Annotated in this window: 12 protein-coding genes and 3 pseudogenes; 7 read left to right on the top strand and 8 right to left on the bottom strand. The window is 66.5% G+C overall.

All coding sequences use genetic code 11. The features are described from left to right. Window positions 1-44: 44 nt before the first annotated feature. The 6 genes from ABIB51_RS14205 to ABIB51_RS14180 form a co-directional block, all read right to left on the bottom strand. Window positions 45-866 carry an aldolase/citrate lyase family protein gene (locus ABIB51_RS14205; protein ID WP_354189060.1) on the bottom strand — a complete coding sequence of 274 codons (822 nt, stop codon included), beginning with the start codon at window positions 864-866 and terminating at the stop codon, window positions 45-47. Then, entirely contained in the window at window positions 851-1,636 is a 786-nt protein-coding gene (gene hpaH / locus ABIB51_RS14200; RefSeq protein WP_354189058.1) for a 2-oxo-hept-4-ene-1,7-dioate hydratase, read from the bottom strand. Before hpaH ends, ABIB51_RS14205 begins: the two co-directional genes overlap by 16 nt. A 2-nt stretch (window positions 1,637-1,638) precedes the next feature. Further along, window positions 1,639-2,712 carry a 3,4-dihydroxyphenylacetate 2,3-dioxygenase gene (hpaD, locus tag ABIB51_RS14195; protein WP_354189056.1) on the bottom strand — a complete coding sequence of 358 codons (1,074 nt, stop codon included), beginning with the start codon at window positions 2,710-2,712 and terminating at the stop codon, window positions 1,639-1,641. 54 nt (window positions 2,713-2,766) lie between these two features. After that, window positions 2,767-4,308, bottom strand: a complete 1,542-nt coding sequence (gene hpaE, locus ABIB51_RS14190; protein ID WP_354189054.1) for a 5-carboxymethyl-2-hydroxymuconate semialdehyde dehydrogenase — start codon at window positions 4,306-4,308, stop codon at window positions 2,767-2,769. Window positions 4,309-4,379: 71 nt separating this feature from the next. Next, entirely contained in the window at window positions 4,380-5,045 is a 666-nt protein-coding gene (locus ABIB51_RS14185; protein ID WP_354189052.1) for a GntR family transcriptional regulator, read from the bottom strand. Next, on the bottom strand, window positions 5,038-6,570 hold the full coding sequence (locus ABIB51_RS14180; protein ID WP_502916137.1) for a fumarylacetoacetate hydrolase family protein: 1,533 nt from the start codon (window positions 6,568-6,570) through the stop codon (window positions 5,038-5,040). Before ABIB51_RS14180 ends, ABIB51_RS14185 begins: the two co-directional genes overlap by 8 nt. A 269-nt stretch (window positions 6,571-6,839) precedes the next feature. Here ABIB51_RS14180 and ABIB51_RS14170 point away from each other — a divergent pair. After that, window positions 6,840-8,175: pseudogene (locus ABIB51_RS14170) on the top strand (MFS transporter). Between the two features lie 75 nt (window positions 8,176-8,250). Continuing rightward, window positions 8,251-9,402, top strand: coding sequence for a thiamine pyrophosphate-dependent enzyme (locus ABIB51_RS14165; protein WP_354189046.1), 1,152 nt, complete (start codon window positions 8,251-8,253; stop codon window positions 9,400-9,402). 3 nt (window positions 9,403-9,405) lie between these two features. Here the strand turns inward: ABIB51_RS14165 and ABIB51_RS14160 are convergent, their stop codons facing one another. Beyond that, the gene (locus ABIB51_RS14160) at window positions 9,406-9,594 is read right to left on the bottom strand and encodes a hypothetical protein (RefSeq protein ID WP_354189045.1); all 189 of its coding nucleotides are present in this window, start codon (window positions 9,592-9,594) and stop codon (window positions 9,406-9,408) included. A 143-nt stretch (window positions 9,595-9,737) separates the two neighbouring features. Between ABIB51_RS14160 and ABIB51_RS14155 the strand changes: the two genes are divergently transcribed. The 5 genes and pseudogenes from ABIB51_RS14155 to ABIB51_RS14135 all read left to right on the top strand — a co-directional run bounded on the left by ABIB51_RS14155 (window position 9,738) and on the right by ABIB51_RS14135 (window position 14,002). After that, window positions 9,738-11,639 (top strand): FAD-binding monooxygenase, encoded by a 1,902-nt coding sequence (locus tag ABIB51_RS14155; RefSeq protein WP_354189043.1) that lies wholly within the window; start codon window positions 9,738-9,740, stop codon window positions 11,637-11,639. Between the two features lie 318 nt (window positions 11,640-11,957). After that, window positions 11,958-12,191, top strand: coding sequence for a hypothetical protein (locus tag ABIB51_RS14150; RefSeq protein WP_354189041.1), 234 nt, complete (start codon window positions 11,958-11,960; stop codon window positions 12,189-12,191). A gap of 187 nt (window positions 12,192-12,378) precedes the next feature. Continuing rightward, window positions 12,379-13,053, top strand: coding sequence for a hydroxymethylglutaryl-CoA lyase-like TIM-barrel protein (locus tag ABIB51_RS14145; protein ID WP_354189208.1), 675 nt, complete (start codon window positions 12,379-12,381; stop codon window positions 13,051-13,053). After that, window positions 13,053-13,763, top strand: a pseudogene (locus ABIB51_RS14140) (2-hydroxycarboxylate transporter family protein). Before ABIB51_RS14145 ends, ABIB51_RS14140 begins: the two are co-directional and overlap by 1 nt. 38 nt (window positions 13,764-13,801) lie before the next feature. Next, on the top strand, window positions 13,802-14,002 hold the full coding sequence (locus tag ABIB51_RS14135; RefSeq protein ID WP_354189039.1) for a hypothetical protein: 201 nt from the start codon (window positions 13,802-13,804) through the stop codon (window positions 14,000-14,002). Window positions 14,003-14,023: 21 nt separating this feature from the next. Here the strand turns inward: ABIB51_RS14135 and ABIB51_RS14130 are convergent. Continuing rightward, a pseudogene (locus ABIB51_RS14130) lies at window positions 14,024-14,423 on the bottom strand (hypothetical protein); the annotation flags it as partial.

Genomic DNA, 14,423 nt, shown 5'->3' with positions numbered 1-14,423 from the left:
GGGAAAGTAGGGGGTTTCGGCAGGCTCAAGCTCCGCAGTTGGCGTCAGTAGCTGGCGGGGGCGTCGCCGTCGGGGGTGATGAAGGTGGCCGCCAGGGCTTCGGAGCCACGTGCCAGCAGCGCAACATCGGCGCCCACCAGCACAAACGACGCCCCCGCGGCCAGGTAGCCCCGGGCAGTGCCTTCGTTGAAGGCGTTCACGCCGGCCGGTTTTCCGGCCGCTTTTGCAGCGGTAAGGCAGCTTTCGACGGCGGCGCGCACCTCCGGGTGTTCCTGCTGTCCCAGCACACCCATGGAGGCCGCCAGATCGGACGGTCCCAGGAAGATGGCATCGACGCCGTCCAGCGCCAGGATGTCCCCCACAGCCTCAACAGCCGCCGTCGATTCGATCTGCACAGTGACGCTGACCGTTTCGCCGGCGCGGGCGAGGTAGTCCGGGATCCGGTTCCAGCGGGCGGCCCGGGCCAGCGCGGAGCCGACGCCGCGGACGCCCTGGGGCGGGTAGCGGGTGGCCGCGACGGCGGATTCCGCTTCGGCGGCCGAGTTCACCATCGGGATCAGCAGGTTCTGCACGCCAAGGTCCAGGTACTGCTTGATCACCACGGTGTCGTTGACCGGGGGCCGGACCAGGACGTGGACCGGGTAGCCGTTCACCGCCTGCAGCTGGGCCAGGATGGATTCGAGGCCGTTGGGGCTGTGCTCGGCGTCGACCAGGAGCCAGTCCAGGCCAGACCCCGCGCAGAGCTCCGCCACGAGCGGGCTGCCCGAGCACACCCACATCCCGGCCAGCGGGCGGTCCGCAGCGGCGAGGGCGTCGCGGAACGTGTTCGCGTAGTCAGCATTTTTGGGGTCTATTCGAAGCGGCATGTCACAACTCCCAACGGTCCGTAGTCGGCGTGCACGGTATCGCCCTTGTAGGCCCAGAGCGGGCGCGTGAAGGAGCCGGCGAGGATGATGTCCCCGGCCTTCATGCCGTCGCCGTGGGCAGCGATCTTGTTCGCGAGCCAGTGCACCCCGTTGGCGGGGTGGCCCAGGACGCCGGCGGCGACGCCGGTTTCCTCCACGGTCTGGTTCTTGTAGAGGATGGCCGAGACCCAGCGGAGGTCGACGGCGTCGGGCCTTACCGGGTTGCCGCCGATCACCATGGCGCCCATGGCGGCGTTGTCCGAGATAGTGTCCACGATGGTCCGGCCCTCCATCTCGATCCGGGAATCCAGGATTTCCAGGGCCGGAACCACGTAGTCCGTGGCGTTGAGGACGTCGAAGATGGTGCAGCCGGGGCCGGACAGGTCCTTCTTCAAGACAAATGCCAGCTCCACCTCCACCCGCGGGTGGGTGTACTGATCCCACTGCACGGAGCAGCCGGTTTCCAGGACCATGTCGTCGAAAATGGCACCGTAGTCCGGTTCGGTGATGCCTGTAGCGGCCTGCATGGCCCTGGAGGTCAGGCCGATCTTGCGCCCCACCAGCTTGCGGCCGGCGTCCTCGTTGCGGCGCCGCCACAGCTGCTGCACGGCGTAGGAGTCCTCCACCGTCATGCCCGGGTAGCGGGCGGTCAGCCGGGGGACTGGCGTGCGGGACCGCGCGGCCTCCAGCAACTCGTCGGCGATGGCCTCGATCGTCGTGGCGTCCAGCATGGCTAGAGCTGCGACCCGAGCTTGAAGCCGACTTCTTCGCCCGGCTGGCGGGTGTAGGAGAATCCGTCAGCGCCGACGGTTACGGCCATTTCGCTCTTGTCTTCACGCATCACGATGGGCTGCGGGTTGCCGTCCAGGTCCAGGACCGGGGAAGCCTCGGTGTACCAGGACGGGACCACGGGGTTGCCCCACCAGTCGCGGCGCTGGTTGTCGTGGACGTCCCAGGTGATGACCGGGTTGTCCGGGTCACCCGTGTAGTAGTCCTGGGTGTAGATCTCGATCCGGTGGCCGTCCGGATCCAGGATGTAGAGGTAGAACGCATTGGAGACGCCGTGCCGGCCGGGGCCGCGCTCAATCCGGTCGCTGATGCGCAGGGCGCCCATCTTGTCGCAGATCTGGATGATGTTGTGCTTTTCGTGCGTGGCGAACGCGACGTGGTGCATCCGGGGGCCGTCCCCGCCGGTCAGCGCGGTGTCGTGGACCGTCTGCTTGCGGTGCATCCAGGCCGCGTACGTGACGCCGTCGGAATCCTTGATGTCCTCGGACACGCGGAAGCCGAGGTCCTCAAGGTACGCTCGGCCGCGCGGGACGTCCGGCGTGACCTGGTTGAAGTGGTCCAGACGGACCAGTTCGCCGGCGTTGTAGAGGTCATAGCGCTGGGTGAGGCGTTCGACGTGCTCGGTCTCGTAGAAGAACTCGTACGGGAAACCCAGCGGGTCCTCGACGCGGACGGAGTCGCCGATTCCCTTGGTGAAGCCGCCCTTGCGGCGTTCGGTGCGGCAGCCCAGTTCCTGGTAGTAGGCCTCGGCGGCGTCCACCTCGGCGGGGGACTTGACCCGGTAGGCGAGCGCGGCGACGGCGGCGGCGGGTCCCTTGCGCAGCACCAGGTTGTGGTGGATGAACTCCTCGAGGGCGCGCAGGTAGATGCTGTTCTCATCTTCCTCGGTGACGTGCAGGCCGAGGACGTCGACGTAGAACTCGCGGGACTTCGCGAGGTCGGTGACGACAAGCTCCATGTAGGCGCAGCGGACAATGTCCGGTGCCGGGACGGTGGGGGTGGGTACAAAGTTGGTCATGGCGTTCTCTCTTCGTTGAAAGGGGGGTGGGGAGGGGCTAGCTGTCGCCGGCTACTAGCCCTCGCTGTGGGCGGAGGCTTCGACGCTGCCGAATTTAGGAGTATGAACAGGGCCCAGGGTGATGTGCACGGCCTGCTGGTCGGTGTAGAAATCGATGGAGCGGTAACCGCCCTCGTGCCCCAGTCCGGAGGACTTGACGCCGCCGAACGGGGTGCGGAGGTCGCGGACGTTGTGGCTGTTCAGCCACACCATGCCGGCCTCGACGTTCTGGGAGAAGTTATGGGCGCGCGTCAGGTTCTGGGTCCAGATGTAGGCGGCGAGCCCGTATTTGACGCCGTTGGCCAGCTCCAGCGCCTCCTCATCCGAGTCGAACGGCGTGATCGCGACGACCGGTCCGAAGATCTCCTCCTGGAAGATCCGTGCGTCAGGGGCGACGTCGGCGAACACGGTGGGTGCGATGTAGTTGCCTTCCGGGAGTCCTTCCGGGCGTCCGCCGCCGGCCAGCAGCCGGCCCTCGGACTTGCCGATCTCGACATAGGAGGCCACCTTGGCGTAGTGCTCGGGGTGGACCAGGGCGCCGACCTCGGTCCTGGGATCGTGCGGGTCCCCGACGACGATGTTCTTCGCGCGGGCGGCGTACTTTTCGCAGAACTCCTCGTAGATGCCGCGTTCGACGAGGATGCGGGAACCGGCCGTGCAGCGTTCTCCGTTGAGCGAGAAGACGCCGAACAGGGCGGAGTCGATCGCGGCGTCGAGGTCGGCGTCGGCGAACACGACGCAGGGGGACTTGCCGCCGAGCTCCATGGAGAGGCCCTTGAGGTTGGCGGCGGCGTTGCGGAAGATCGTCTGGCCGGTGCTGGTCTCGCCGGTGAAGGAGATCAGCGGGACGTCCGGGTGCTTGACCAGCGCGTCGCCGGCTTCCACGCCCAGGCCGTTGACAAGGTTGAACACCCCGTCGGGCAGCCCGGCGTCCTTGAAGATCTGCGCCCACAGGGATGCCGAGAGCGGGGTGAATTCGGCCGGCTTGAGGACCACGGTGTTGCCGGTGGCCAGCGCCGGGGCGAGCTTCCAGGACTCGAGCATGAACGGGGTGTTCCACGGCGTGATGAGCCCGGCGACGCCGATCGGCTTGCGGTTCACATAGTTGATCTGCGAGCCCGGGACCTTCATGGCGTCGTCGAACTGGGCCACGATCAGGTCGGCGAAGAAGCGGAAGTTCTCCGCCGCGCGCAGCGCCTGGCCCTTCGCCTGGGTGATCGGCAGCCCGGTGTCGAACGTCTCCAGCTCGGCGAGCCGGTCCTCCTGGGCCTCGACGGCGTCAGCGATCCTGTTCAGGACCCGGGCGCGTGCGCGCGGCTTCATCTTCGGCCACGGGCCGTTGACGAACGCCTCGCGGGCGGCGGCGACGGCGAGGTCGATGTCCTCTTTCTGGCCGGCGGCGGCGGTGGCGTAGTTGGTGTTGGAGACCGGGTCCAGGACATCGAAGGTGGCCCCGCCCACGGAGTCCACGAAGTGGCCGTTGATGTAGTGCCGGATGTGGGTGGGCAGGTCCTGCGGCACGTAGTGGGTGCTGGGTTCTGCGGCAGTGAACGTCATTGTTGTTTCCTTACTGCTGGGTGGGTCCGGACAGTGTCCCGGGCAATCGGGTAAGCGTCCTGGGCAATCGGTCAGATGTTTTTGGCCTGGTTGAGGTAGGCGTCCAGGGTGGCGGAACGGTGCAGGCGGGCGGCCTTTTCAATGTCCTCCGCGCCGGCGGCGGTTTCGATGAGCCGCAGCAGGGCCTCGTGCTCGTCCACCGATTCGTGGGCCCGGCCGGGGACAAAGCGGAACGTGGAGGACCGCAGGGAGCCCAGCTGATCCCAGCCCTGATGGACGAGGCCCAGGATGTGCGGGTTGGGGCAGTGCTCAAACAGGACGCTGTGGAAGTCCTTGTTCAGCTGGGTAAACCGGATGGGGTCGAAATGTTCCAGGCAGGCGCGCATCTCCGCGTTGACGGCACGGGCCCGGGCAACATCTGCCGCACCGATCAGCGGTGCGGAAAGTGCGGTGGCCGCACCCTCGAGAATGCTCAGGGTCTGCATGGTGTAGAGGTATTCGACCGGGTCGATTCCTGCCACCGTGGCGCCCACGTTGCGCTCGAACTTCACCAGGCCCTCCGCCTCGAGCCGGCGGATTGCTTCTCGGACCGGGACCACGCTGACGCCCAGGCCGTCCGCAATTTTGGAAAGCACCAGACGGTACCCAGGCGAGTAAAGGCCCTGGAGGATCTGGTCCTTGATAGCCGCATAGGCCTGCTCGGACTTGCTGCCTGCTGCCACCATCGACTCAACCATTGACTTTGACCGCTTCCCATTCCTCATACTTGGTGCGCCAGGCGGCGTTCAGCGGATAGAGGCCGTCCACACTGTGGCCCTGCTCCACCATTTCGGCGATGAAGGTTTCCTCGCGTTCCTGGCGGATGGAGTCGTCCGCCACTTCCTCGGCCAGCGCCGGCGGGATCACCAGGATGCCGTCGGAATCGGCCACGATGATGTCGCCTGGCTGCACGGTGGTGCCGCCGCAGGCGATGGTGATGTCCGTGTCCCACGGGATGTGGCGGCGGCCCAGGACGGCGGGGTGCGGGTTGGAGTAGTAGGTGGGCATCTCCATCGCGGCCACGGCGGAGAAGTCGCGGACGCCTCCGTCGGTGATGATCGCCGCCGCTCCCCGGACCTGGGCGCGAAGCGCCAGGATGTCGCCGATGGTGCCGGTGCCCTTCTCGCCGCGGGCCTCCATGACCAGGATCTCGCCCTCGTTCACGGAGTCGATCGCCTGCTTCTGGGCGTTGAACCCGCCGCCGTGGGTCCTGAACAGGTCCTCACGGTTGGGTACGTAGCGCAGTGTCCGGGCCAGGCCCACCACCCGTTTCTCCGGCCGGGTGGCGGTCAGGCCGTCAATGCTGACGTTGTTCAGCCCGCGCTTGCGCAACTGGGAGGAGAGGGTGGCGGTGCAGACGCTTTCCAGCTTCGCCTTCAGCCCCGGGGACAGGACGGTCCCGACGGCGGCGCCTTCCACCGCGGCAAGGCCGGCCGCTTCCCGCGAACCATATGCCTCCTCGCGCTGCAGGTCATCCGTCCTGGGCGGCGCACCGAAGTCTGCGAACGGCGTCGTGCCTTCCTCCACCCGGGTGACCAGCCGCCCGGTGGTCAGGCCGGCAGCACTGACTTCAACCTCGACGACGTCGCCCGGCTTGGCCACCGAGGCCCCGGCAGGCGTGCCGGTCAGGATGATGTCGCCCTCTTCGAGGGTCAGCAGCTGGGAGAGATCGGCAACCAGACGGGCGAACGGGAACAGCAGGCCCTCGGTGGTGTCGTCCTGGACCAGGTCGCCGTTGTGCCAGGTGCGGATCCGCAGTGTGGCGGGGTCCACGGCGTCCGCCGGGATCATTCCCGGGCCGACCGGGGTGAAGCCGTCGCCGCCCTTCGAACGGAGGTTGGAGCCCTTGTCCGCGTAGCGAAGGTCGTAGACGCCGAGGTCGTTGCTGGCCGTCACCCATTCGACGTGGCTCCAGGCATCCGCGATGCCGACCCGGCGGGCAGGTTTGCCGATGATCAGGGCGATCTCGCCTTCGTAGCCGAGCAGTTCGCAGCCGGCCGGACGCTCCACCGCGGACGGGGCTTTCGCCGACCCGAGCGACAGGGACGACGGCGGCTTCAGGAAGTATGAGGGCTGTTCCGGCGTGCGGCCGCGCTGGGCTGCGCGGCTGGGGTAGTTGAGGTGCACCGCGATGACCTTCCTGGCGGCGGCCAGCGTGTCTTCATTGACCTGGTCCAAAAGTAACTCCTCGTCAAGAATAAAATCGTATACGAAACTATGCATGACTCCAACGGTTCCGTCAAGGGCCCGCGCAGCTTCGTAGCATTGGCGCGGACAGGAGCCTCATTTCAATGTGAGCCTTGACACGAATTGCATCAAAGCTACACTGAACAATCGTATACGGTTTCATGTATGACCGTAGGCCCACCTCGCGGCCACCGCACTCCACCTCTACCGGGCCACAGAGACGTGCCCGCAAGAAATGAGGAACTGCTCTCCCGCATGCGCAGCGCACGACGGCAAAGGATCGCCGCCGGGTAGCGTTCGCCGCCATCATCGGAACCACCATCGAGTGGTACGACTTTTTCACCTACGCCAACGCGGCGGGCCTGGTCTTCGCCAAGCTTTTCTTCGAACCTGCCGGAAGTGACATCGGCATCCTGATCTCCTTCGCCTCGATCGGACTCAGCTTCGTGTTCCGGCCCCTGGGCGCTTTCCTGGCCGGCCACTTCGGCGACAGGCTGGGGAGGAGGGCAATGCTGGTCCTCACCCTGGTGCTGATGGGCGTTGCCACGACCCTTATTGGTGTGCTGCCCACCTACGAGACTGCCGGCATTATCGCACCGGTACTCTTGCTGCTGCTGCTGCGCATCCTGCAGGGCATTTCCGCCGGTGGCGAATGGGGCGGTGCCGTACTGATGGCAGTGAGCATGCTCCCAAGGGCAAGCGCGGCCCCACGGCTCGTTCCCGCAGCTGGGCGTCCCACTGGGCATGATCCTTGCCTCCGGCGTGCTGGCCCTGATGTCCGGCGTGATCTCGCCCGGTGCGGCCTTTGTTGAGTGGGGCTGGCGCATCCCGTTCCTGCTCAGCTTTGTCCTGATCATCGTCGGCTTCGTCTTCCGCCGCAGTGTGGAAGAAAGCCCCGTCTTCGAGGAAATCGCCCAGAAGAAGCAGCAGACGCGGGTTCCGATCGTCGAGTTGTTCAAAAAGAACTGGCTGCTGGTTATTCTCGCCGCATTGGTCTTTGCAGGTAACAACGCCGCAGGCTACATGACCACCGGCGGCTATATCCTCAACTACTCCACCAATCCCAAGGGCCTGGCCATGGACCGCACCGGAGTGCTACTCGCCGTGACTGCCTCCGCCGCCTTCTGGTTCATTTTCACCCTGGTTGCCGGTTGCCTCGCCGACAGCATCGGCCGTAAGAAGACCTACCTCATCGGCTACGGCTGCCTGATCGCCGCAGTCTTCCCCCTGTTCTGGCTGGTAAACACCGGGAACATCTGGGCACTGCTCCTCGGCCTTGCATTGTTGACCGTCGGGCTCGGCCTGACCTACGGCCCGCAGGCCGCGCTCTACAGCGAACTGTTTCCCGCCTCCATCAGGTTCTCCGGCGTCGCCATCTCCTACGCCCTGGGCTCGATCCTCGGCGGGGCCTTCGCTCCGACCATTGCCGCGGCGATGGTCCAGGCCACCGGGACAACCACGTCCGTTTCCGTTTACCTGCTGGTTGTCGCGCTGATTTCGGCGGGCGCCGTACTGGTGCTCCGCGACCGGAACGGCATCGACCTGAGCATCAACAACCAGGCCGAGCAGGAGGTCGGAGCCACCATCTTCGACAAGCGCACTCCCGCCGTCAGCCACACCACGGACAACGCCAAAGTCTGATCCACGGCCCCGCCGGGGGCACATGACCCGTTGACCCGGGACGCCAGAGGATCGCCCGGAAGAGAAAGAAGTCATATGGACATCGCAGGTTTGCTGCTGGAGGCGCTCCCCGGCCGGGTGGTGACAAATGTTGAAGAGCTTGGCCAATACCGGCTGGACCGCTCCGGTCACGTTGCCGCCGGGACACCCGTCGCTGCAGTGCGCGCGCGAAGCATCGAAGACGTGCAGGCTGTATGCCGGATCGCCTACGAAACAGGCACGCCCATCGTGACACGGGGCGCCGGAACCGGCCTGGCTGGACGCGGCATCGCGGACAGCGGCGAAATTGTGCTGTGCATGGGCTCCATGCAGGACATCCTGGCCCGGAATATCTTCGACTCCGAGTGGGACCTTGGGATCGCCGGCGGCTTCGGGCGGATCCCGGCCGTGGAGCTCATGCGACAGGCCGGCGTCGTGCTCGTTGTGGGAGCCAGCCTGAACATGTTCCAGATGAGGTACGGGACGCTCATCGCACCCGATGCAACGGTGATCCAGGTGGACACCCTGCCCGCCGCGACCCACCCCTGCGTGGACCGCTTCATCTGCTCTGACGGCAACGCATTCAGTGAGATGCTCCTTGAACAACTCACCACCCGCACCGCCCGATGGCGCGACAAGGTTCCTGAAGTAGCGGACGGACGGATCACAGAAGAACCGCCCACGGAGGAATACGCATGCGACGGGCGGCTCAACCCGAGGGCATTCGCCCGGGCTCTCGAAAGGATCCTCCCGGCACAACGCACCAGCGTGCAGGACGGCGGCCACTTCTCCGGATGGATCCCCATGTATTGCTCGGCCCCGGACCCCCAGGCCATGATTCTCGTCGGGACGGCCTTTCAGACCATCGGCTTGGGACTGCCAGCCGCCGTCGGGGCGGCACAGGCAGCGAACGGGCGAACCACCGTCCTCGTCACCGGCGACGGAGGCGCCCTCATGGCGTTGCCCGAACTGGAGGCCATGATCCGCACCGTCCGAAGCGGCATCATCGTCGTCTTCAACGACGCCGCCTACGGCGCTGAACTGCACCAGTACGCTTCGCGGGTACTGGACAGCGAAGCCATGCTCATCGACGAGGTGGACTTGGCCGCCGTCGGACGGGCATTTGGCGCCGAAGGCATCAAGGCCCGCAGCCTGGCGGACCTCGACCGGCTTGAGGACTGGGTCACCAGCGGGTGCAAGGGTGTCTAAGTTCTAGACCTGCCCGTATCGCAGAGCGTCATAGCCGAATACATGGCCGAAAGCATGCAGGGCATCCTGAGCCCGGCGGCAAACCAGACAAAATGAAAGCGCACCACGCGCCCCCGGCAGCGCCGAAAACGCGCTGCCGGGAACTTCAAGTTCGCTCTTGCCCCATGCAGCGGGATCGTCGGCGTGGGTCATAAAGTGTCTTCTAAGGAACTTGTAACCCGCGTCATATCTGCCGTACATTTTAGACCAGCAGACGCTTCTATTATCGAACACTGAGTTCTAATATCGAACACAATTCAGGCGAAGCGTCCCACACGACGAAACGAGGAAACCCCGTGCAGTTCCACCACCACGGCTACGTGTCCGGTGACCCGCGGGTCCAGCCCGCCGCCGGCGTCGGCGTCGACCGGCCCGCGGAGCTTCCCGACGAGGTCGACGTGCTCATCGTGGGCAGCGGTCCAGCGGGCATGCTGACCGCAGCCCAACTGTCCCAGTTCCCGGGCGTCACCACGCGCATCGTGGAGCGCCGCGGTGGCAGGCTCGCCATCGGACAGGCCGACGGCATCCAGGCCCGGAGCGTCGAGACCTTCCAGGCCTTCGGCTTCGCCGAGCGGATCATTGCCGAGGCATATCGCATTACCGAGGTGGCGTTCTGGAAGCCGGACCCCGCGGACCCCTCCCGCATCGTCCGCACCGCCCGCACCCTGGACGATCCGGCGGGCATCAGCGAGTTCCCGCACCTGATCGTCAACCAGGCCCGCGTGCTGGACTACTTCGCCGAGGTCATGGCCAACGCGCCCACGCGTATGTCGCCCGACTACGGCCTGGAGTTCCGCAGCCTCGAGGTCTCCGGCGAGGGCGACTACCCCGTCACCGTGACGCTCCTCCACACGGCCGGCCCCGACGCAGGCCGGGAGCGCGTTGTCCGAGCCAAGTACGTCGTCGGCGCTGACGGCGCTCGCTCCAAGGTGCGCGAGTCGATCGGCTGCACGCTCGCCGGCGACCGGGCCAACCATGCCTGGGGCGTCATGGACGTGCTCGCCGTCACGGACTTCCCCGACATCCGCACGAAGTGCGCCATCCAGTCCGGCACGGGCGGCAGCATCCTGCTGATCCCGCGTGAAGGCGGCCACCTCTTCCGCATGTACGTTGACCTCGGCGAGGTGCCGCAGGACGACGCCGGCGCCGTCCGCAAAACCACCATCGAGCAGATCGTTGCACAGGCGAACGAGATCCTCCACCCCTACACGCTCGACGTGCGCAATGTCGCCTGGCACAGCGTGTACGAGGTCGGCCACCGCCTCACCGACAGGTTCGATGACGTCCTCCCGGACCAGCGGGGCACCCGCACGCCGCGCGTATTCATCACCGGCGACGCGTGCCATACGCACAGCGCCAAGGCCGGCCAGGGCATGAACGTCTCCATGCAGGACGGCTTCAACCTCGGTTGGAAGCTGGGGCACGTGCTCGAGGGCCGCAGCCCCGAGAGCCTGCTGTCCACGTATTCGGCCGAGCGCCAGGTCATCGCGAAGGACCTCATCGACTTCGACAAGGAGTGGTCCACGCTCATGGCGAAGAAGCCCGAGGAGTTCGACAACCCCTCCGAGCTCGAGGACTTCTACGTGCGCACCGCAGAGTTCCCCGCCGGGTTCATGACGCATTACGGCCCCTCCATGCTCATCGCCGCGCCCGCGCACCAGGACCTGGCCACCGGCTTCACCATCGGCAAGCGCTTCAAGTCGGCGCCCGTCGTGCGAGTCTGCGACACCAACCCGGTGCAGCTCGGGCACCATGCCACGGCGGATGGCCGCTGGCGCATCTACGTCTTCGCCGACGCGGCACTGGCCGGTGCGCCGTCGCCTGTGGCCGACTTCGCCGAGTGGATCGCGAACGCGCCGGACTCGCCGCTGGCCGCGACGCCGTCGGGCGCCGACCGTGACGCATGGTTCGACGTGAAGGTCATCTACCAGCAGGACCACACGAGCCTCGACATCGGAACCGTCCCGGCGGCGTTCAAACCGCAGGTGGGACCGTTCCGGCTGACGGACTACGAGAAGGTCTACGGCACCGATCCGGCAGCGGACATCTTCGAGCTGCGCGGGCTCGACCGCGGCGGCGTCGTTGTAGTGGTGCGGCCGGACCAGTATGTGGCCAACGTCCTGCCCCTGACAGCGACGGCGGAGCTCGCCGCGTTCTTCGCTCCCCTCCTGCCGGTCGCCAAACCCGCGGAGGCATGACCGGAGGAGCGACCGGAGGCGCAGCCCGCCGGCCCACCCGCCGGCCAGCCCACGGGTTAACGGGAGCAAGGCGCAGCGACGTCCGGCAGGGATTCGAGGTCGTTGCCGGGCCACAGGGGACAAATTTGAGCCGGCGCCGCTTCCGGCGATTAAGGTGGAGCCATGAGCTCCCCGACACGAAGGATCCGTCCGCTGGCACGGACCCGAGCTCGGAGAACACACCCAGGAGGTCTTGCGCGACCTCGCCGGCTTCACCCCGGAACAGCTCGCTGAAGCCCTGCCCAGGACGCCAGGCTCGCCCCGCAGGGCGTGGTCTGAATGCAGATTGAAATCACAGACGTCTTCCTCCGCGACGGACTCCAGGACATCGACGTCGTTGTCCCGACCGCCAGGAAACTGGAAACCGCAGCCCGGCTGATCGCGGCCGGCGTGCGGCGCCTCGAAATCGCCTCCTCGTCAACCCGAAGAAGGTGCCACAAATGGCCGACGACAAAGCACTCTTCGCCGGGCTGCCCGTCCGCAACGACGTGGCCTACACGTCCCTGGCCCTGAACGGGCGGGGCATCCAAAGGGCAGCCGACGCGGGGGCTGAGCACATCGCCGTCGTCACCTCTGCCAGCCAGGCCCACGGCAACGCCAATGCCGGCCAGAGCATCGAAGAAGCCCTGTCCGGTCTCGGGGAAGCAGTCCCCACGTACCCCGGGACGGACTTCCTCGCCGGTATTTCCACCGCTTTCACCTGCCCTTCGAGGGGGACATCTCCCCGGAGTACCTGCTCAGGGTTGTCCGGGCCTTCGAGGCCATGGGCATCACCACCATTGGCCTCGCCGACACCCTTTGCACCACCCCCACTGAACGGGCCATCGCCGCTGTGGGATTCGTCCTGGACGCCGAGCCGGAATTGAACTATTCCCTTCACTTGCCCTTGCACCTGCACCTGCACCTGCACAACGCGCACGGCCAGGCGCTGGCTACCGTCAGCGCCGCCATCAACCTCGGAATCACCCGGTTCGACAGCGCACTCGGCGGGTACGGCGGGTGCTCCTTCGCCCCCGGAGCCGTCGGCAACCTCGCCACCGAAGGGCTGGTCCGCCACCTGCACGCCGCTGGCCACGATACCGGCATCGACGAAGCACTGCTCGCCGAGACAGTTGCCTACGCCCGCGATTCAGTCACCCGGGCCCAGCCCTTTCCAGCCTTTCCGCTTCGCGCTAAGAACAGGCGCACCCACCCTTCGGCAGACCGCGCCCCCGGCGCCATGCCGCTATCCCCTTGGGAGACAACGATGTCAGTAACCCAGACCCACCTGCCCCACGACGACGAAATATCCGCGGATGAAATATCCGCGCCCGGAGCCGCGGAAGAACGCGTCCGCCCGCCCAAGCCGAACCTTCGCCGCGTTGCGGAGACCTGATGTCCGCCGTCGTTAGGGCCAACATCGTCTGCATCCTGTTCGCAGGCATCTACAACGGCATCGGCAGACGCGGCATCCAGCCTTTCGTTGGATTCAACGGCCACGGCGCACTGCTGCGCGTCAAGGGCAAGTCGGGAGACCTCACGTCGCCGCCCAAGAAGGACGTCGCAGCCTTCGTGTCCCTCGGCAAGGGCCTGGCCATCGCCGGCATCCAGTTCATCGTCGGCAACCTGGTCGCGGCCTTCGTTCCCGGCCTGCACCCCTGCGCCTGGACCATCATCATCATCGCCGCCGCCGTCAAGATCTTCGGCCTCTCTCCGAAGGAACTCGAAGACGCCAGCTCCGAGTGGGGGGACATGATCGGAGCCTTCCTCATCGCGGCATTGCTCGTGGGGGTCAGCATCACCTAAATCAACATCGAAGAAGTCCTGCAGTCCCTGTCCAACCCGGCATTCATCGTCCTGACCATCGTCACCGTCCTCGTCGCCACCCTGTCCTCGGGGATCCGGGGCTGGCTGGTCAAGCTCAATTTCGTCGAGGCGTCCATCACCCCCGGCCTGGTCATGGCCGACACTGGCGGAAGCGGCGACGTCTCGGTCCTCAGCGCCGCCGGGCGCATGCACCTGATGCCGTTCGCTGCGCTGACCAACCGGATCGGCGGTGCCCTGGTGCTGTTCCCGACCTCACTCCTGGTGCCGTTCCTCGGCTGAACGCCGGCACCCTTTCCCTTTGAGCAGAAGGGCGCACCATGACCGACTACGCAATCGCTGTTCTTCCCGGCGACGGCCTCAGCCCGGAAGTCATCGACGCGGCACCTGACGTCATCGACGCAGCTGCGGACCACGAGCACCCGCATCTGGACATCCGTCCGTACGCGGCGCCGCGCGCAGGCCGCAGGGCACTCTCCGCTGGCCACTCGGAACTCGCGTACCTCACTCTTGGGGTGTAGTGCGTTCCCGGCCTGGGCGGGCTAGGCGTTGTCCAAGGCCTTGAGGAGCAGGAGCCATTCCGGGATGGGGTCGTCGAGGGGCGCTGGCCAGCCCGGATCGTCCGGGTCTGCGGCGGGCAATGGGTGCCAGTCGGTGAATTGGTGCCAGTCCGGGAAGGGGTCCGGGGGCAGTTCCGGTTCGGGATCCCGGCCGGGGTCCTGGCCGGGGTGCCGGGTTGGCGCCGGGTCCGGATGATGTCCCGGATCCGCGGGCAGGCCTTGGCCCGGGGCGTGGTGCGGGCCGGTGTCCGAGGTCAGGTATGTGGTCGGGAGGCGGTGTGGCCAGCGGGGTGGTTCCCAGTCCTGGTGTTCGCTGGGGTAGTGCCGGCCTGAGGGTGAGGTCCAGCCTGGTGGTTTGTGTTTGCTGGCTCCGGATGGTGTC

Source organism: Arthrobacter sp. UYCu712, from assembly GCF_040547005.1.
In the GTDB taxonomy this organism is placed as follows: domain Bacteria; phylum Actinomycetota; class Actinomycetes; order Actinomycetales; family Micrococcaceae; genus Arthrobacter.
Note: the sequence above shows the minus strand (reverse complement) of the source record. Positions and strands in the feature narration are given on the sequence as shown.

What these genes read in the sequence shown, in the direction of transcription:
- ABIB51_RS14205 (WP_354189060.1), bottom strand. Translation starts at nt 866, where the DNA reads ATGCCGCTTCGAATAGACCCCAAAAATGCTGACTACGCGAACACGTTC.
- hpaH (WP_354189058.1), bottom strand. Translation starts at nt 1,636, where the DNA reads ATGCTGGACGCCACGACGATCGAGGCCATCGCCGACGAGTTGCTGGAG.
- hpaD (WP_354189056.1), bottom strand. Translation starts at nt 2,712, where the DNA reads ATGACCAACTTTGTACCCACCCCCACCGTCCCGGCACCGGACATTGTC.
- hpaE (WP_354189054.1), bottom strand. Translation starts at nt 4,308, where the DNA reads ATGACGTTCACTGCCGCAGAACCCAGCACCCACTACGTGCCGCAGGAC.
- ABIB51_RS14185 (WP_354189052.1), bottom strand. Translation starts at nt 5,045, where the DNA reads ATGGTTGAGTCGATGGTGGCAGCAGGCAGCAAGTCCGAGCAGGCCTAT.
- ABIB51_RS14180 (WP_502916137.1), bottom strand. Translation starts at nt 6,570, where the DNA reads ATGCATAGTTTCGTATACGATTTTATTCTTGACGAGGAGTTACTTTTG.
- ABIB51_RS14165 (WP_354189046.1), top strand. Translation starts at nt 8,251, where the DNA reads ATGGACATCGCAGGTTTGCTGCTGGAGGCGCTCCCCGGCCGGGTGGTG.
- ABIB51_RS14160 (WP_354189045.1), bottom strand. Translation starts at nt 9,594, where the DNA reads ATGACCCACGCCGACGATCCCGCTGCATGGGGCAAGAGCGAACTTGAA.
- ABIB51_RS14150 (WP_354189041.1), top strand. Translation starts at nt 11,958, where the DNA reads ATGCAGATTGAAATCACAGACGTCTTCCTCCGCGACGGACTCCAGGAC.
- ABIB51_RS14135 (WP_354189039.1), top strand. Translation starts at nt 13,802, where the DNA reads ATGACCGACTACGCAATCGCTGTTCTTCCCGGCGACGGCCTCAGCCCG.